The sequence below is a fragment of the Brasilonema octagenarum UFV-OR1 genome, from assembly GCF_963888615.1.
GTDB classification, from domain to species: domain Bacteria; phylum Cyanobacteriota; class Cyanobacteriia; order Cyanobacteriales; family Nostocaceae; genus Brasilonema; species Brasilonema sennae.
Genome location: NZ_CAWPKW010000025.1, coordinates 1 through 18,399 on the forward strand (window position 1 = coordinate 1; position 18,399 = coordinate 18,399).

The 18,399-nt window shown below is 44.6% G+C and carries 14 protein-coding genes; 9 read left to right on the forward strand and 5 right to left on the reverse strand.

Annotated elements, in window-relative coordinates:
• Nucleotides 1–54 precede the first annotated feature (54 nt).
• On the reverse strand, nt 55–1,224 hold the full coding sequence (locus AC5590_RS01265; protein WP_169267987.1) for a homocysteine biosynthesis protein: 1,170 nt from the start codon (nt 1,222–1,224) through the stop codon (nt 55–57).
• A gap of 360 nt (nt 1,225–1,584) precedes the next feature.
• On the opposite strand from AC5590_RS01265, the gene AC5590_RS01270 reads away from it, so the two are divergent.
• Complete coding sequence (locus AC5590_RS01270) at nt 1,585–4,113, forward strand: mannose-1-phosphate guanyltransferase (RefSeq protein ID WP_169267988.1); 2,529 nt, start codon at nt 1,585–1,587, stop codon at nt 4,111–4,113.
• 283 nt (nt 4,114–4,396) lie between these two features.
• Here the strand turns inward: AC5590_RS01270 and AC5590_RS01275 are convergent, their stop codons facing one another.
• Both AC5590_RS01275 and metH read right to left on the reverse strand, forming a co-directional pair.
• Nucleotides 4,397–4,765 carry an endonuclease domain-containing protein gene (locus tag AC5590_RS01275; protein WP_169267989.1) on the reverse strand — a complete coding sequence of 123 codons (369 nt, stop codon included), beginning with the start codon at nt 4,763–4,765 and terminating at the stop codon, nt 4,397–4,399.
• A 334-nt stretch (nt 4,766–5,099) separates the two neighbouring features.
• Nucleotides 5,100–8,633, reverse strand: a complete 3,534-nt coding sequence (gene metH, locus AC5590_RS01280) for a methionine synthase (protein ID WP_169267990.1) — start codon at nt 8,631–8,633, stop codon at nt 5,100–5,102.
• Nucleotides 8,634–9,096: 463 nt separating this feature from the next.
• Here metH and AC5590_RS01285 point away from each other — a divergent pair, with 463 nt between their 5' ends.
• From AC5590_RS01285 to AC5590_RS01295, 3 genes are read left to right on the forward strand one after another with little or no spacing between them, the layout of a single operon-like run.
• The gene (locus AC5590_RS01285) at nt 9,097–11,004 is read left to right on the forward strand and encodes a cyclic di-GMP-binding domain-containing protein, MshE-related (protein ID WP_169267991.1); all 1,908 of its coding nucleotides are present in this window, start codon (nt 9,097–9,099) and stop codon (nt 11,002–11,004) included.
• A gap of 43 nt (nt 11,005–11,047) precedes the next feature.
• Nucleotides 11,048–11,185 carry a hypothetical protein gene (locus AC5590_RS01290; protein WP_169267992.1) on the forward strand — a complete coding sequence of 46 codons (138 nt, stop codon included), beginning with the start codon at nt 11,048–11,050 and terminating at the stop codon, nt 11,183–11,185.
• Nucleotides 11,186–11,199: 14 nt separating this feature from the next.
• On the forward strand, nt 11,200–11,364 hold the full coding sequence (locus tag AC5590_RS01295) for a hypothetical protein (protein WP_172195349.1): 165 nt from the start codon (nt 11,200–11,202) through the stop codon (nt 11,362–11,364).
• Here AC5590_RS01295 and ribBA read toward each other — a convergent pair whose 3' ends face one another.
• Entirely contained in the window at nt 11,365–13,047 is a 1,683-nt protein-coding gene (gene ribBA, locus AC5590_RS01300) for a bifunctional 3,4-dihydroxy-2-butanone-4-phosphate synthase/GTP cyclohydrolase II (protein ID WP_169267993.1), read from the reverse strand.
• A gap of 241 nt (nt 13,048–13,288) precedes the next feature.
• On the opposite strand from ribBA, the gene argC reads away from it, so the two are divergent.
• The 5 genes from argC (at nt 13,289) to AC5590_RS01325 (ending at nt 16,595) form a co-directional block, all read left to right on the forward strand.
• Nucleotides 13,289–14,347 (forward strand): N-acetyl-gamma-glutamyl-phosphate reductase, encoded by a 1,059-nt coding sequence (gene argC / locus AC5590_RS01305; protein WP_169267994.1) that lies wholly within the window; start codon nt 13,289–13,291, stop codon nt 14,345–14,347.
• Between the two features lie 245 nt (nt 14,348–14,592).
• Entirely contained in the window at nt 14,593–15,171 is a 579-nt protein-coding gene (locus AC5590_RS01310; RefSeq protein ID WP_169267995.1) for a Uma2 family endonuclease, read from the forward strand.
• A 198-nt stretch (nt 15,172–15,369) separates the two neighbouring features.
• Nucleotides 15,370–15,597 carry a hypothetical protein gene (locus AC5590_RS01315; protein WP_370460843.1) on the forward strand — a complete coding sequence of 76 codons (228 nt, stop codon included), beginning with the start codon at nt 15,370–15,372 and terminating at the stop codon, nt 15,595–15,597.
• Nucleotides 15,594–16,013: a type II toxin-antitoxin system VapC family toxin gene (locus AC5590_RS01320; protein ID WP_169267997.1), complete on the forward strand. Its 420-nt coding sequence runs from the start codon at nt 15,594–15,596 to the stop codon at nt 16,011–16,013. Before AC5590_RS01315 ends, AC5590_RS01320 begins: the two co-directional genes overlap by 4 nt.
• A gap of 441 nt (nt 16,014–16,454) precedes the next feature.
• Nucleotides 16,455–16,595 (forward strand): hypothetical protein, encoded by a 141-nt coding sequence (locus tag AC5590_RS01325; RefSeq protein WP_211178698.1) that lies wholly within the window; start codon nt 16,455–16,457, stop codon nt 16,593–16,595.
• Between the two features lie 161 nt (nt 16,596–16,756).
• On the opposite strand, the gene eno is transcribed toward AC5590_RS01325, so the two are convergent.
• Nucleotides 16,757–18,037: a phosphopyruvate hydratase gene (gene eno, locus AC5590_RS01330; protein WP_169267998.1), complete on the reverse strand. Its 1,281-nt coding sequence runs from the start codon at nt 18,035–18,037 to the stop codon at nt 16,757–16,759.
• Between the last annotated feature and the right edge of the window lie 362 nt (nt 18,038–18,399).

Sequence of the window (18,399 nt, forward strand, 5' to 3'; positions counted from 1 at the left end):
GCTGCGATTTCTAATCGCTTGGGTTAAAAGGGGGTTATAAAAGCGGATTTGGTATTAAAATTCCGTCCACCTGTCTTGCGGAAGAAAAGATCGCTGTAGCTCGATTGGTGCAACAGGCTCTGTTAAAGTAAAATCACCACGTAAAATGGATTGTTTCAACTCCACGGCAACTTGCCTAGAAAGAAATAAACTAGCAAGGGGTGCAACGCGCACAGTTCTGCCTTCTATGCTGATGCGTCCAGATTTCAGTTGGGCGTAGCTGACTAAACCAAAGGTAGGACGAACACGCCGGGGAATGGAAAAGTCTACTATTGGGGCTACTAAGTCTTTATCTTGAATTGCACATCTTGCAACAACTTCTTCGTTCAAGACAGGTAGTGGTACACCTACTCCCAACATCAAAGAAGGACCGTAACTTTTAAAGTAACAGCCACGCACCCAACGAGCATCCATTTGCTTGGCATCACCAATCAAAGCTAAAGTTGCCGCTGGTCCAATGGGTGTATGATTGGGTAACCGCTTTTGTAAAGGAAAGTGCTGAGTGCCTTCCCAAGCAATATAACCGACACCGCCTCCCAAAAAAATTCGTGTGCCAATTCCAACCAGTTGCAGATCTGGGTCATTGAATAGAGGGGAGATAGCACCAGGGTTAGAGTAAACGGCATTGCCTAAACGCGGTTGTAATGGACCCAGGTATGTATAGAGTGGGCGATCGCCCCCATTCACACCTACTATAAAATTTTGATAAAGATTGCGTGGATTGAATAAATAAAACTGATTGATTGTTTCACGTGTAACAGTGGTTTCAAAAGTGGCTCTGGGATAGCAATCTGTCACTTGTCCTTGTGCTCGAACTTGTACGGTTTTACCAGCTATCAAATCTTCAATAACATGACCGCCGCCTCGTTCGCGAACTTCTTCGCCGTCCATCACTTCCACCGCGCAACTCGCACCCAAGTATAAATCTACAGCTCCAAAACCAGAGTATGCCGGAACACCATCTAACCAGCAACGGCGAATTTTGATCGGCGGGTCAGTATGTCCTAGGTTAATAATTGCACCACTAGATTCCATTGGCTCAAAAGTGCCAGTGGTAATGACATCAACTTCTTTGGCAACTTTGGCTACACCTACTTCTACAACTCTTGCCTTTAATTCTTCAGCAGTTAGCACTACCGCCTGTTTGTGGCTGATTTTGTGATTTATCTCCGCAATTGTTCGCATATTGATAGTAGCTAATTAACAGAGCTATAACAGGATTGCTGCTTTATGAGTATTTAGTAACAGCTTGTTGAGATGAGAAGACAAGGGAAGTCAACAACCAGGGGTGTAAGAGTATGAGGGTGTAAGGGTGTAATACCCTTTCACAAAAATCCTGATACATTTGACTTCCCCTACTTCCCGTTTTCCTTCTTGATTTTGTACACAGAAACAGGCTAGTGTGTCGAGTAAATATTCTTAGTCGTGATCATATGCATCTTGAGAAAGTTCCCTAAACTCCAAAATTCATAGGAGACTAGAGAAAATAAAGTCGGTCTTATGAATCTTAAGGCAGCAAGTGGTGCAAATAGATAAGGAGGATTTATGCGTGCAGTACTGATGGCAGGTGGTTCAGGAACGCGGCTGCGTCCACTGACTTGTGATCTGCCCAAACCAATGGTGCCTATCCTGAATCGACCCATTGCCGAACATATTATCAATCTTCTCAAACGGCATCAAATAACAGAAGTGGTTGCCACACTTCATTATTTACCCGATGTCATGCGAGATTACTTCCAAGATGGCAGTGATTTTGGCGTACAAATGACCTATGCCGTAGAAGAAGATCAGCCCTTAGGTACTGCGGGGTGCGTGAAAAATATTGCCGAACTCCTTGACGACACCTTTTTAGTCATCAGTGGCGATAGTATCACAGATTTCGACCTGACAGCAGCGATTGAATTTCATAAACAAAAGAAGTCAAAAGCAACTTTAGTTTTAACCCGTGTGCCCAACCCGGTGGAGTTTGGGGTGGTAATTACTGATGAAGAAAGTCGAATTCGTAGATTTTTAGAAAAACCCTCTACGAGTGAAATTTTCTCCGACACTGTTAACACTGGTACATACATTCTGGAACCAGAAGTTTTGGAATATCTGCCAGCAAACCAAGAATCCGACTTTTCTAAAGATTTGTTTCCGTTGCTACTGGAAAAGAATGAGCCAATGTACGGTTACATTGCCGAAGGTTATTGGTTTGATGTGGGTCACTTAGATGCTTATCGTGAAGCGCAGTACGATGGGTTATATCACAAAGTCAAACTGGACTTTGCCTATAACGAAGTTTCTCCTGGCTTGTGGGTAGGTCAAAACACTTTTATTGACCCAGCTGCTAAGATTGATACTCCAGCAGTTATTGGTGATAATTGCCGCATTGGGGCAAGAGTACATATTGAAGCCGGAACCGTCATTGGGGATAATATCACTATTGGTTCTGACGCCAATCTCAAACGTCCGATTGTTTGGAATGGAGCGATTCTTGGTGAGGAGGCACAACTGACTGCTTGTGTCATTTGCCGTGGTGCGCGTGTAGACCGCCGTGCTCATGTCTTAGAAGGTGCTGTGGTTGGTTCGCTTTCTACTGTAGGAGAAGAAGCCCAAATTAGCCCATTTGTGCGTGTTTGGCCCAGTAAAAAGATTGAGTCTGGGGCAATTTTAAATATTAATTTGATTTGGGGTAATACTGCACAACGTAATTTATTTGGGCAACGAGGCGTCCAAGGGCTAGCCAATATTGACATCACCCCAGAATTTGCTGTGAAGTTGGGAGCCGCATATGGTTCAACCTTGAAACCGGGTTCTCGCGTAACAGTTTCTCGTGACCAACGTAATGTCTCTCGCATGGTCACTCGCTCGTTAATTGCTGGTTTGATGTCAGTAGGTATCGAGATTCAGAACCTAGATGCCACAGCTATTCCAATAGCTCGTACAGTGATACCTACCATGAGCGTCAGTGGTGGAATTCATGTGCGAATGCATCCAGATCGCCCCGACTACATCCTGATTGAGTTTATGGATGCTAAGGGAATTAATATCACCAAATCCGCAGAAAAGAAAATCGAAGGAGCGTACTTCAAAGAAGATATGCGCCGGGCGCAAATCCATGAAATTGGTGATGTTGCTTACCCCAGTCAGGTGATGGATCGATACTGTACCGCTTTTGAGAAGCTGTTGCATATTGATAGTATTCGCAACAGTCGGGCAAAAGTCGTCATTGATTACGTTTATGCAGTATCTGGAGCTGTGTTACCCCAAATGCTAGATAAGTTTGGGGCTGATGCAGTAGTGTTGAATGCAAGTCTCAATAAAGCAAGTATGTCAGCAATTGAGCGCGAAGCACTTTTGACTCAGCTTGGTCAAGTGGTGGAGGTGTTGAAAGCGAACTTTGGTGTTCAGATTTCCGCGAATGGAGAACAACTCATTCTGGTTGATGAATCTGGCATTCCTATTCGTGGGGAAATGTTAACAGCGCTGATGGTAGACATGATGTTAACTGCTCACCCCAGAGGAACAGTCGTGGTGCCAGTTCATGCTTCTAGTGCTGTAGAACAAATTGCTCGTCGTCATGATGGTAAGGTCATTCGCACAAAGGCAAATCCTGCAGCACTCATGGAGGCTTGTCAGAAAAATTCCAATGTCGTGTTGGGTGGTAATGGCGACACTGGCTTTATTGTGCCGCAATTGCATCCAGGGTTTGATGCTATGTTCCCCGCTGCCAAACTGATTGAGATGCTGACGATACAAGAGCGCTCTCTTGCCTCTGTGCGGTCAGAATTGCCCCGTGTGGTTCACAAAACATATACAGTACGTTGCCCTTGGACTGTCAAAGGAGCGCTGATGCGCTACTTGGTGGAAACTCACCCAGCTGAAAACTTGGAGCTAATTGACGGAGTGAAAATTTGTCAACCGTATGATGACAGTTGGGTGTTAGTGTTGCCAGATGCAAGTGAGCCTGTAGTCCATTTGTACGCAAACGCCAACGATCGCGATTGGGTAGATGAATCATTAAGACAATACCGTGCTCGCGTACAGGCGTTTGTTGAAACAGAAGAAGAACAAGCTATTGGTGAAGTGTAATTAATGACACAAATGACTGATGGCTCCTAGTCATGAGTCATTTGTGTTCACTCCTGCGCAACTCATGACAAGTTAAGAAAAAGCAGGATTTGTCAAGGAGATAGGAATCTGAGCAACATTTGATTCAGCCATAAAGATTTGTTGGATGGGTTATATCAAGTTTGCTTAATTACCCCCATAATAAAAAACCTCACCCCTTCCCCTCTCCTTATTAAGGAGAGGGGTACCCGATAATGCGGGGTGAGGTTTTAGGGTAATTAAGAGTAATTAAGCGGACATAATATTATTCTCTTAACTCTCTTATCTTCTCAGCAATACTTTCTAACACCCCAGAAAAATTTCCATACACGTCATTATTGGTAAATCTGATAAATGTAATTTTGGCTGATTCAATAAACTCTTGTCTTGCCTTATCGTATTCAACAGCACCCTTTTCAAAATGGCTTTCACCGTCAATTTCTATCGCCAGCCTCAACTCAGGACTATAGAAATCTATAACAAACTTATCTACACTATATTGTCTACGAAATTTACAGTTTTCAAGTTGTCTATCTCTAAGTTTCTCCCAAAGAAGCGTCTCACATTTTGTAATATTTTGGCGCAATAGTCGCTTTTTCTCTTTTTCACTATCTTTGTTATAAAGTTGAGTCATTTTAACTTCAATATTTTTAAACTTATACAAAAAAAGCTTATTTCTTTTCAGTTCCCTCTCGTTTATTCCGGTTCCCTCTCCTTTATAAGGAGAGGGTTAGGGTGAGGTAAAACGCCACAATATAATAACCTCAGCCCGCGCTTCACCGTACCCTCTGGTTGGTAACCTCACCCCGCCCTACGGGCACCCCTCTCCTTATTAAGGAGAGGGGAACAGGTAAAACGCCACAACATAATAACCTCAGCCCGCGCTTCACCGTACTCCTCTGGTTAGCTACCTCACCCCGCCCTACGGGCACCCCTCTCCTTGTTAAGGAGAGGGGAAGGGGAATAGGTTACGCGCTAAAGTACTTCGCTACTGGGTGATAAGTGATAATCGCAGTCGTAGATTGTTCAGGATAAAGCTGTTCACTTTCATCCATGTGCAAATCAATACGTTCTGCTTCCAACAACTCCAGCTGCTTGTATTGATCCTGAATATTCGGACAAGCCGGATACCCAAAACTATACCGCGAACCCTGATATCTCTGTGCCAAGATATCCCGAATATTATCCGGTTCCTGAGCCACAAAACCCAACTCGCGACGAATACGGGTGTGTGTCCACTCCGCCAGCGCCTCAGCTATCTGCACCGCAAAACCGTGGAAATACAGATAATCAGTGTACTTATTATCTGCAAACAACTTTTGGGCGTACTCCGTGGCAATATGCCCAACCGTTACCGCCTGCATCGGGAACACATCAATAATTCCCGACTCCTTCGGCGCAAAGAAATCTGCAATACACAAACGCCTCAACGACCTTTGCCGTGGAAACTCAAACTTTCCTATTTCCTTGGCGTCTTGGCGGTTCGTTTCATAAATATACAAAGTATTCCCCTCAGCCTGACAAGGAAAATATCCATAAACCACCTGCGGATGAAGCAAATTCTCCTGTATAATCCGCTGCTTCAAATCCTCCAAAATCGGATACACTTTCTCATCCAAAAACGCCTGATATTCTTCCTTAGATTGCTCCTTAGGCTTACGGAACTGCCATTGTCCTGCAATCAAAGCTTGTAAATCTAAATGCCAGAAAATCTCCTCAAAAGGAATCTCTTCTGGCTGGAGTATCTTCGTTCCCCAGAAAGGTGGGGTTGGACGTTCAATATCTACCGCCACAGCTTCAGAACGACGGGTATCTACTTCTTTTGGTTCAGGAGATTTTTCTTCAGCCGTCTGGGCTACAGGCTGTTTGTTACCATTTCCTGACACTTGGGTCGTTTCAGGAGATTCATTCAAAAATCCCCGCAAATCATCCCATTGACTAGCACCCTTGGCTGGCATTAACTTATCCATGAAGTGCAAATCAGAAAACGCATCTTTGCCGTAAACCACTTTACCTTTGTAAGTATTTTGGCAATCTTGATCAACAAACTTGGGTGTTAGTGCTGCACCACCTAAAATCACAGGGACGGTGATTCCCTTTTCGTTGAACACCTCCAAATTCTCTTTCATAAAAGCAGTGGATTTCACCAACAAACCACTCATAGCAATACAATCAGCTTTGTGCTGTTCGTATGCATTGATGATGTTCTCCACGGGCTGCTTAATTCCCAAGTTAATCACCTTGTACCCGTTGTTCGACAAGATGATATCAACTAAGTTTTTACCAATGTCGTGAACATCGCCTTTCACCGTAGCAATGATGAATGTCCCCTTAGCATTGTTACCAGTTTCTGATTTTTCCATGAAAGGTTCCAGATAAGCCACTGCTGCTTTCATGGTTTCGGCTGACTGTAAGACGAAGGGAAGCTGCATTTGTCCGGAACCAAACAACTCACCAACGACTTTCATACCATCCAGCAGGAAGGTGTTGATAATATGCAGTGGAGGATATTTTTCTAAAGCTTTAGTGAGTTGTGCTTCTAAACCAATGCGTTCGCCGTCGATGATATGACGCTTGAGACGTTCTTCAATGGGTAGATTTTCGTCAACGCCTTTGTCGCGTTTTGTTGTCACCCCTTCAAATAAGGTCGTTAGTTCTGCTAAGGGGTCATAAATGCAGACATCTCCCTCAAATTTCCGTTCATCGTAAATCAACTGGTGACAAACTTCTTGATGGCGTTCCTCAATCCGCGACAGTGGTAAAATTTTACTAGCACTGACAATTGCCGCATCCATACCAGCAGTCATCGCTTCATGCAGGAACATGGAGTTGAGGACGATACGTGATGCAGGATTAAGACCAAAGGAGATATTGGAAACGCCTAAGACGACATGACATCCAGGCAATTCTTGACGAATCCGGCGGATTGATTCAATTGTAGCTTTACCGTTGGCGCGGTCTTCTTCAATCCCTGTGGAAATGGGTAGTGCTAAGGTATCAAAAAAGATTTCGGTAGGTGGAATGCCGTATTCGACGGCTTGACGGTAGGCGCGTTGGGCGATCGCAAACTTTTTCTCTGCTGTCCGCGCCATCCCCTCTTCATCTATTGTACCAATCACAACACCAGCACCGTATTTCTTTGCCAGTTCCAACACCTTCAAGAAACGCGGTTCTCCATCTTCATAGTTGGTGGAGTTCAACAAACACTTACCACCAGCAACTTTTAGTCCCGCTTCCATCTTCTCCCATTCGGTGGAGTCGAGCATCAATGGAAGTGTCACATTATTGACCAGACGTGAAACCACCTCGTGCATATCATGCACACCGTCACGTCCGACATAGTCAACGTTGACATCCAAAATATGTGCGCCTTCCTTAACTTGTGCCCTCGCCATTGACACCAGTCCATCCCAATCTTCCGCATTCAGCAACTCACGACATTTTTTGGAACCGCTGGCGTTGAGACGTTCGCCGATAATTAAGAATGAATTGTCTTGTTCGTAAGGTTGGATGTTGTATATTGACGCCGCCGCTGGTTCAAGTTCAGGATGTCTGACTTTTGGCGTCAACTCTTTGGCAATTTCTGCTAATTGTTGAATGTGTCCTGGACGTGTCCCACAGCAACCCCCTATCACTTGGACACCCAAATCTTCAACAAAATGCATTAATGACATCCGTAATTCCATCGGTGTCAAGTGGTAATGAGCTTGACCGCCAACGTTCTCTGGTAAACCCGCGTTGGGAATACAGGAAACGACAAAGGAAGAATGTTCTGAAAGATACTTGATATGTGGTTTCATCAAGTCTGGACCTGTGGCACAGTTCAGACCGAGAATATCAATTGGGTAGGGTTCGAGAATTGTTAGGACAGCGTTGATTTCCGTCCCAACCAGCATCGTGCCCATTGTTTCCATTGTAACAGAGACCATGAGCGGACGGCGATCGCCCTTCTTCACAAAAACTTCTTCAATTGCATTCAACGCCGCTTTGATTTGCAGCACATCTTGGCAAGTTTCAACGATAAATAAATCAACTCCACCATCAAAAAGTCCTTCAGCTTGTTCAGCAAAGGAAGCTTTTAGGGTGTCAAAGTCGATATGTCCCAAAGTTGGTAATTTAGTAGTAGGTCCTATAGAACCTGCAACAAACCGAGGTTTTTCGGGAGTCGAAAATTCCGCAGCCACACGCTTTGCGAGTTCCGCCGCTGTTTTGTTGAGTTCATACGCCTCGTGCGCCAAGTCGTATTCAGCTAAGACAATCGACGCAGCGCCAAAGGTATCCGTTTCAATCACATCTGCACCCGCAGCGAGAAAGTCCCGGTGAACTTTTGCGACTGCTTCTGGCTTGGTGTAAACCAGGTACTCGTTACAACCTTCGTATTGAGGACCACCGAAGTCTTCCGCAGTCAGGTTTTGCGTTTGCAGGTTAGTCCCCATAGCACCGTCGAAGACGATGACTGGGCGTGTGGGACTATGCAAGTGTTCTAAGAAGGTAGAGGTCATATTCTCCAACAGAAAATTGGGTTAGTCTGGAAATATTTAACTGTACATACTATTTTCTCGAATTTTTAGTACTTCGGAAGTGTCAATAATTAGAGGTCTAAGGGTATAGGGGTGTGGGGGTATAGGTGAGGAGAAAAGTAACCGTGAATGACTTTGTTTCCCCTACCCCCTTATACCGTTTCACTTTAAGGTTGATACAAATGGGGGGCTCTTAGCAGGGGGCTCTTAGCAGGGGGAAAGAATTAGAAACCAATCATTTGTATCAGGGATTTCGTGAAATGGTATTACCCCCTTACACCCCTACCCCCCTACCCCCTTACACGCTTACACCCCTAGTTCTTGACGGCGCTACTTTATAAACGCTAGTCATGAAAACTTGATTGCTAAATTTTTGACAAAGTTGGCGGAATTTTCTCGTAACTCCTAGTTAAGTAATTATTTACTGACCTACTTTCACATACTCATGTCTGAAATCTTTTGTATTAAACCGCTAGGTGAAGTTTTACAGCTGGCTGACCTAATTTCAATTGCACAGATAGAGTTCGCTTTGCAAGAGCAGATCCAAAATAAGAATATGCGGCTAGGGGAAATTTTAGCCTTACAAGGATGGATCAAACAAGAAACGGCTGATTTTTTTGCCCAGAAGTGGTCAGATTTGCTGAACCAAAAGCCTAAACAACCCTTGGGTGAGTATCTCAAAAAAGCAGGACTGTTGGATGAGTATCAAGTCAAGACTATTCTGTGTGAACAAAAACAGATGGGACTTAGATTCGGAGAATTGGCTGTCCAGAAAGGTTGGCTTAAGCCAACTACAATCAACTTTTTTCTAGAGCATATTGCTCCTGTTGCACAGCGCTCTGAAAAAATTTTACAGCAGGCAGAACACTCAGTTGAAGTCCGCAACGGGAGAGTCAGATCCTTGGGGGAATTCAAAATTCGTCTTGGAAAGTTTGCCCCCTCGGAAAACGAACGCTCTTATCCAAGTGAGGAAGACCCTAAACTGGCTCCTTCTGGCGTCCGCGCTACCTCACGACGCGACTGGCTCAACTTTGGGCAAAATGCAAAATTCCAAATTGAAGACTTCACACAGCCCAGCCCAGTGAGTATTGATGACAGTCTCATACAAGTAGAAACGTTTTTGGAACAGGACAAGTCATCTGTTGTTGATCACACACTACATACAAGACCTTTTAGTCGCAGCATCATCAAATTATTCAATTTAGATCAAAAAGCTAGTCATCCGGATATTTTGCTGGAGGAGGTTTTGTCATGGACAAGTGGTCAACCGTTTCTCACCCAAAAGTTATGTCAATTACTAGCTGATTCCGAAACTTTTGTTCCCTTTGGTGAGGAAGGATTCACAGTCGAACATCTCGTACAAACTCGTCTTATTGATCATTGGGAAACTCAAGTTGCGTCTGAGCATCTCAAGGCGATTCGCTATGGTCTTCTGCAAAACAAAAAATGCAATTTTTTTTCAATGCTGAAACTTTATCAGCAAATATTACTCCAGGAAAACATCTCTGTTGAAGACAGTTTTGTCCAAACAGAATTACTGAATTTAGGATTGGTTGTGGAACAAGGAAACAAGCTCAAAGTTTCTAACCGCATTTACCAATCTATTTTTCCTTTAAGTTGGGTGAATCAGGAAATAATACGTTTAGATATCAACCGCAGCAGGATCAAATTCTTTAAATTAGATGAAAAAGCCAGCCGCCCCTATATTTTACTGGAAGAAGTGTTGTTATGGACAAGTGGTCAACTGTTTCTCACCCAAAAACTTTGTCAATTACTCGCTAATTCACAAAGTTTTATTCCTGTTAATCAAGAAGCTGTCAGAGTAGAGCAACTAGTACAAACCCGCCTAATTGACAACTGGGAAATTCAAGCGGCGTCTGAGCATTTGGAGGGAATTCGCAATGGAATTCTGAAAAATCAGCAGTGTCAACCTTTGTCACTGTTGCAGCTATATCAGCAAATCTTGCAGCATAAAGAAGTTGTGGTGAATAACAATCCCGCACAAAGAGAACTGCTGAATTTGGGATTAGTTGTCAAACAGGAAAAAACGCTCAAGGTTTCTAATCGTATTTACCAATCTGTTTTTTCTTTGAATTGGGTGAATCAAGAATTGGATAAACAGTCTCCCCCACTTTCACAAATCATGAAAAGTATCCAAAGCCAATTACCTCCACCAACACTTCGTTTAAGGAATATAAAAAAAACCATTTCAAATCCGAGAAAGGCACTTCCTAAAGAAACTTGGATTTTACTGGTAACCGTTAGCTTGATGCTCATTGGCTTTAGTGTCGTTGGCTTTAGTGCGGTGAAGTCTTCAGAGGTGCAAATCCTTTTTCAACAAGGCAATAAATGAGCTATTCAACCAAATAAGTAAGTGGACATAATTAAACGTAACTATGTTCGTAGCGAGTGGAACGCAGTGTAACGTAGACGCCCGGAGGGCTTCGGTGCACGGTAGCAATCGCAAGCGTTTGGGATTGCTTGACTTCCCTCGCATTGATGGGGTTCCCCTACACACGCCAGATACCAAGTGAGGGAAACCAGGACTATGGCACAAAGTGCCACGCTACGCTATCAGTACTGGCTCCCCTACACCCCTACAACGCCAGGTGCTACCCTACGGAAAGCCGCCTCCGGCGTCTACAAGTCGGGAAACTTAGCCTGTGCACTGGCTCCCCTTACCCCCTTACACCCGCACCCGTTGCGGCATTGACTATTTTTCAAAACTATAAATCTTCTGTGTCCCCAACTGCTCACAACAAATAGACGAAGGTAATGTCCCCACAGGGAACGTCTGCCGATCCAATTGCACTTGTAAGTTACTCAGAGGATCAACACCAGGCGAAATCAAAAATTCTAGCTTTTGGATGTAAGGCAATGCCACAAGTTCATCCAATATTTGGCTAATAGCTTGCGCGTAAGGATGACCTTTGTGCTTATACCAATCATCTGTTGCAACGTTCGCTTGGTCAAAACCTAAGTGTACTATTAAGGATGGCTTATCAAACAGGGCGATCGCCAGTGGACGTGCTTCTTCCTGCAACAATAAGTCATGAGTTTTTGCTAAATGTCGCAGTTTCTCTAAGCGTTCGTAGCGTTCCGTCACGGCTTCGGGATCATCTTGCCAATTTATCGCCACTGTTAACAGAAAAGTCTGTAACAGCATATGACCCAGTTTTTTCGCCTTGGTTTTAAGGTAATAAGAATTGTAGTCGTTTGCCTCAATCAACAATGGCACGCGATCCACAACTTCTAACTTGTAACCTTTTAACCCTGCAATCTTACGGGGATTATTGGTAATCAAGCGAATCTTATGGACTCCCAAATCCATGAGCATTTGTGCTCCCATACCGTAGTCTCGCAAATCGGCGGGGAATCCCAAACGCTCATTCGCTTCTACGGTATCTAGTCCCATATCCTGCAACGAGTAAGCTTTCAATTTATTAACTAGCCCAATTCCCCGTCCTTCTTGCCGCAGGTAAACAACGACACCTTGCCCTGCATTTTCAAGCATTTTCAGAGCTGCTTGCAACTGCATCCGACAGTCACAGCGTAAAGAACCCAAAGCATCTCCAGTCAGGCATTCGGAATGCATCCGCACCATAACTGGATTATCTCCAAATTCAGCAGGATTACCCTTGACAACAGCAACGTGTTCTGTATCATCCAGAGTATGGCGATAAGCGTAAATTTGGAAATGACCAAACTGGGTGGGTAACTCAGCAATAGTTTCGCGCCTGATCAGGCGGTCGTGCTGGAGGCGGTAACTGATTAAATCCGCGATGCTGATAATTTTAAGATTGTGCTGCTTGGCATACTGAATTAACTGAGATAGCCGCGCCATCGAACCGTTGGGGTTTTGAATCTCACAGATAACGCCAGCAGGGTATAATCCAGCTAGTCGAGCTAAGTCAACAGCAGCTTCTGTATGTCCTGCGCGTTTGAGTACCCCTCCTTCCTTGGCGCGAATGGGGAAAATATGACCGGGACGGCGTAAATCTACAGGTTTGGTTCCTGGGTTGATCGCAACTTGGATTGTGCGGGCGCGGTCTTCTGCGGAAATGCCAGTGCTTACTCCTAAGTGAGGCCCGGCGTCAATGCTGACTGTGAAAGCCGTTTGGTTGGTGTCGGTGATGTTGCTTACCATCAATGGTAAGTCTAATTCATCTAGGCGATCGCCACTCATTGCCAAACAAATCAGTCCCCTGGCTTCCACCGCCATGAAATTAATAATGTCAGGAGTCGCAAATTGGGCAGCACAAATCAAATCGCCTTCATTTTCTCGATTTTCATCATCTACCACCACAATCTGGTGACCAGCTTTCAAGTCAGCCAAGGCGGCATCAATCGAATCAAATTCAAAGGTTTGGTTTGAAGTCGTGTTAAGCTGCGACACAGAGGATTTCCAGCGATAGAGATGTAAATTTTTTTTAACAAATGCTTATCTTCTGATTGTAGCTCCTCTGGACACAATAGGAAGCCATCATAGCCAAGATTCGATAACATACCGATAAATACCTGCGAAATACCGTTGGATTCTTTAAGCTAGTGTGCAGCAACAACGAAACAGTAATAAGTCTTTAGCAGAAGCATTTTGCTAAAGACAAGTCTCTATATTTAAAAAGGATTTAGTAGTTATGGGCAATTCTAGACGCGTAAAAGTTGGGATTATTGGCGCGTCAGGCTACGGCGGAGTGCAGTTAGTAAGACTACTCATGGATCATCCAGAAGTCGAACTCGTTTATTTAGGTGGGGAGAGTAGCGCGGGAAAATCGTTTGCGGATCTTTACCCACATCTGGCTCACATAGTTAACCAACCGATAGAAGCTATAGATCCACAAACCATTGCGACGCGTTGTGAGGTAGTGTTTCTTTCTCTACCAAATGGTTTGGCTTACAAAATCACTCCGCAATTGTTGGACAAAGGATTGACAGTACTCGATTTGAGTGCAGACTATCGCTTTAGGAATTTGACAACTTATACAAACTGGTATGGTGCCCAAAGAACAGATCTTGCAACAGCAGCGACAGCAGTTTATGGATTACCAGAATTGTATCGCGATCGCATTGCAGAAGCGCAGCTGATTGGTTGTCCTGGTTGCTATCCCACCGCTAGCCTTTTGGCACTTTCACCACTCCTCAAGCAAGGGCTAATCGTGCCAGAAACAGCTATTGTTGACGCCAAGTCAGGCACTTCTGGCGGTGGACGTCAAGCGAAAGTTAATATGTTGCTTGCCGAAGCAGACAACTCCTTGGCACCTTATAATGTTGTCCGTCACCGCCACACCCCAGAAATCGAGCAGATTTGTAGTGATTTAGCAGGACACGAAGTCACCATTCAATTTACACCACACCTTGTTCCTATGGTGCGCGGTATGCTCGCAACGGTTTATGCTACATTGCGGGACCCAGGTTTAGTGCGAGATGATTTAATTACTATTTATAAAGCATTCTACCGTAACTCTCTTTGGGTGAAAGTCTGTGAACCAGGCGTTTATCCCCAAACAAAATGGGCTTGTGGCACTAACCTTTGTTACATAGGCATAGAAGTTGACCCGCGTACTGGGCGTGTGATTGTCATGTCAGCAATTGATAACCTAATCAAAGGGCAGGCAGGTCAAGCTATCCAGTGTCTCAATATCATCATGGGCTGGGATGAAACACTGGGGTTGCCAAAGTTGGGCTTTTATCCGTAATTGGGGACGAGGGGACAAACTACGGTGTACACACCAGATCGCTCAAAACCTCACCCTCGCTTTTTGCTACGCAAAAATCTTTCCCTCTCCTTAACAAGGAGAGGGATGCCCGATAGGGCAGGGTGAGGTTTTGAGCGCGAGTGCGTCTCGAATGAGCTTCACTTAATGACTTTACAAGAAATTATTAATGCTATCACTCGTCATTGACAATATATATCATGGGCATTTTTAATGTTTAATTGTCTATGAGCAACTTGCCTCTCAACATCCCCGCAAACCTGAAAGTCTCCGAAGAGCAATTCGTACTCCTCGCTGCTGCTAACCGAGACGTACAGCTAGAACTAACTGCCACAGGAGAATTAATTATTATGCCCCCTACGGGAGGAAATACAGGTAAGCGCAATATAGATATTGAAGGACAACTTTGGTTTTGGAACCGCCAATCCAAACTTGGTGTTGCTTTTAACTCTTCAACCGCTTTCCGACTTCCCAATGGTGCAGAACGTTCTCCCGATGCAGCTTGGGTGACTCAAGCCAGATGGGATACATTAAAACCAGAAGAACAAGACTCCTTTCCACCCATGAGTCCAGATTTTGCGATTGAATTACGTTCCAAAAGTGACAACATGGAACCGCTACGCAAAAAGATGCAGGAATACATCGATAATGGATTGCGTTTGGGTTGGTTAATTGATACAAAAAATAAAAAAGTAGAAATTTATCGGGCTAATCAGTCAGTGGAAGTGTTGGATAATCCAACAAGTTTATTAGGAGAAGATGTTTTACCTGGGTTTGTTTTAGATTTACAAGTTGTGTTTAGTTAGCAAAAATGTTTTCCTTGCTTGTTGGCGATACGCATGATTGCGTCTCTTGCTTTGCGCGATACGCGTACAGCGTCAAGCGTATGCGCAAAGCGCACGCTGCGCGAACGACTGAGCGCTCACGCCGAAGTCCGGAGGCTTATCGCCTTTTCTTTAAAGTGAAACGGTATAAGATGGAAGTTCAGTTTAGAGGAGCTTCACTTGATGACTTTACAAGAAATTATTAATTCTATTAACAGTTTGTCTACAGAAGAACGGGACTATTTATTTGAGTTTCTGCGGAAAAAGAAAGAGGAATCTAGAGGAGATCATTTTTGGGAGGGATTACAAAAATTTAGAAAGGTAATCCAAAGCGAGGGGATTATCTTTACTGATCAGGATTTCGCTGATTTACGAGATAAGAGTGTGGGAAGAGAAATTGATCTATGAAATGGAAATTTTTACTTGATACCAATATTATCTCTGAGCCAGCACGTCCTATCCCTAATGCCAATATTTTGCACAAACTAGATATTCATAAGTCAGAAGTTGTCGTTTCTAGTGTTGTTGTTCATGAAATTCTACATGGTTGTTTGCGCTTGAGCGAATCTAAGCGGCGAGAGTCCCTTTGGAATTATATTCATGAGTCGATCTTAAATTTACCAGTCTTTGATTATGATTTAAAGGCGGCACAATGGCACGCTCAAGAAAGGGCTAGATTATCCAAGATTGGCAAAACTCCAGCTTTTGTAGATGCTCAAATTGCGAGTATTGCTTACAGTAATAATTTAATTTTGGTAACGAATAATGTTTCTGATTTTGAGTTTTTTAATGACTTAAGGGTTGAAAATTGGTTTGTTAAGTAGAGTAACCAAATTAAACGTAAAATGTCCGCAGCGACCAAAACGCAGTGAGACCAGCGCTGCAGGAGGTGAGACCAGTGCTGCGGGAGGGTCTCCCTCCGCAGGCATCTGGCGAACCCGAAGGGTTTTCCGACCTAGGCGACTGGCGTTAGCGCAGCCAGACCGAAGGTCTTCCCCGAAGGGTGTAGGGAAGCAATCTCATCAGAATTATGTTTTTGACTGGTTCTCAGCCTTCAGGCTGGGAACCCATCCACGCCTTGGCTCCGCCTCCACCAGGCAAGACTTGCCGAAGCAGAGCCTCTCGAAATACATTCCCAGCCCAGAGGCGCTTAACGAGGCAATTCCCGATAGGGCAGGGTAAGATCTCGATTACAACAACTGTGGTAACAATCTTGAAGAGGTGGGTTCGCCTGCGCACACCTTTTCCATCATCTATACGATATCATGTCAACTCGTCAAAAGTCAACCCGTAAATTGCTAACCATACCTCAGTTATTGGCTTTGGGTTTGAGTATTGAACAGATAGCTCAAGCGCTATTGCTGGATGAACAAGTTGTAAGGCTTGCCGCACAACCGAAATTATAAAGCTCGATTGAGTGCTATTTGATGCCACTAAAAGTACCGGGGCTTTTGTCAACGACATAAACCAAAAGCAAAACCAGCCTGCAAGTCTAACTAAAGATTCACAAAATTTTGCAAAAATTAAGGCAATCAGTGGGGGCTTGAACCACCACTGATTAAAAAAATCAATTCGGTCCTAATCCCACAGCACCAGCATAAACGGCGAGTTCACCCAACTCATCCTCGATGCGTAGCAAACGGTTATATTTTGCTACCCGTTCGCTGCGACACAGAGAACCTGTCTTGATTTGACCTGCACGAGTTGCGACGGCTAAGTCAGCAATTGTTGTGTCTTCTGTTTCGCCAGAACGATGGCTAATCACAGAGCGAAAACTGTTGCGAGTCGCCAAGTCAATTGTTTGCAAAGTTTCTGTCAACGAACCAATTTGATTGAGTTTAATCAAAATCGCGTTAGCAGCTTTTTGTTCAATTCCTTTTTGCAAGCGCGTGACGTTGGTTACAAACAAGTCATCACCTACCAACTGCACGCGAGAACCCAGCTTCTGGGTGAGTAACTGCCAATTTTGCCAATCTTCCTCATGCAAGCCATCTTCAATTGACACAATGGGGTATTGGTCAACCAGTTGCCCGAGATAATCAACAAACTCACCCCCAGAGTGAGGTTTACCGTCGTAGACATACTGCCCATCTTTGTAAAACTCACTCGCCGCAACATCCAACGCCAAAGCAACTTGTTCTCCTGGTTTATAGCCAGCTTTCTCAATCGCTGCAACCAGCAATTCCAACGCCACCTGATTCGACTCCAGATTGGGGGCAAATCCGCCTTCATCGCCAACACCAGTCAGTAAACCTTTCTCATCCAACACTTGACTGAGAGTAGCAAACACCTCCGCACCCCAGCGCAAAGCTTCTCGGAAAGAAGACGCCCCAATCGGGACAACCATAAACTCTTGAAAATCTACGTTATTCGCTGCGTGTGCACCGCCGTTAATCACGTTCATCAGCGGTACGGGTAATAAATTTGCCAGTGGACCGCCTAAATAGCGATAGAGTGGAATTCCTAAAGACTCAGCCCCGGCTTTGGCTGCTGCTAAAGAAACCGCTAGAATCGCATTAGCACCAAGATGGGATTTATTGGAGGAACCATCTAAGGCAATCATCGTGCGATCGAGCAGTTCCTGGTTGAGGGCATCCATTTTGAGCAACTTTGGAGCAAGTGCTTCTTTAACATTTTGCACCGCCTTGAGTACGCCCTTACCCCCATAACGTGCTTTATCCTTATCCCTCAGTTCGTGCGCTTCAAAAGTGCCAGTAGACGCACCACTGGGAACCTGCGCCAATCCTATCGCACCATTGACCAAATGCACTTCTGCTTCAATTGTTGGTCTACCCCGAGAGTCAAGGATTTCACGGGCAACAATACCTTCGATCGCAGTGTCAAACATCTGTTCTCCATCCTTTGTTTAGCGTGCGTTCTTTCTGCCGTTTACAAAAAGTGAAATGCGGATCTCCGACCATCTAGCATATGCGCTTGTGGGACTCTATGCGCTCTCGTTTAACGAAGATTTCCACTGGATTTGGGGGATCAAGAGGGAGAAGTTACTGCCGATTGGTGTCAACTTAAGCTAAAACCCTTGTCATTACGTTACATCATGCCTTATTCTACTCGCTCACAATTGTCGCGCTTACCTCACCCCGGTTTTGTCTTGCGCCAAAACCGCCCCTCTCCGAACTTGCGGAGAGGGCACGTAAAGCGTAGCTTTACGGTGAATCCAGCGCTGCAGGAGGGTTTCCCTCCGTAGGCGAC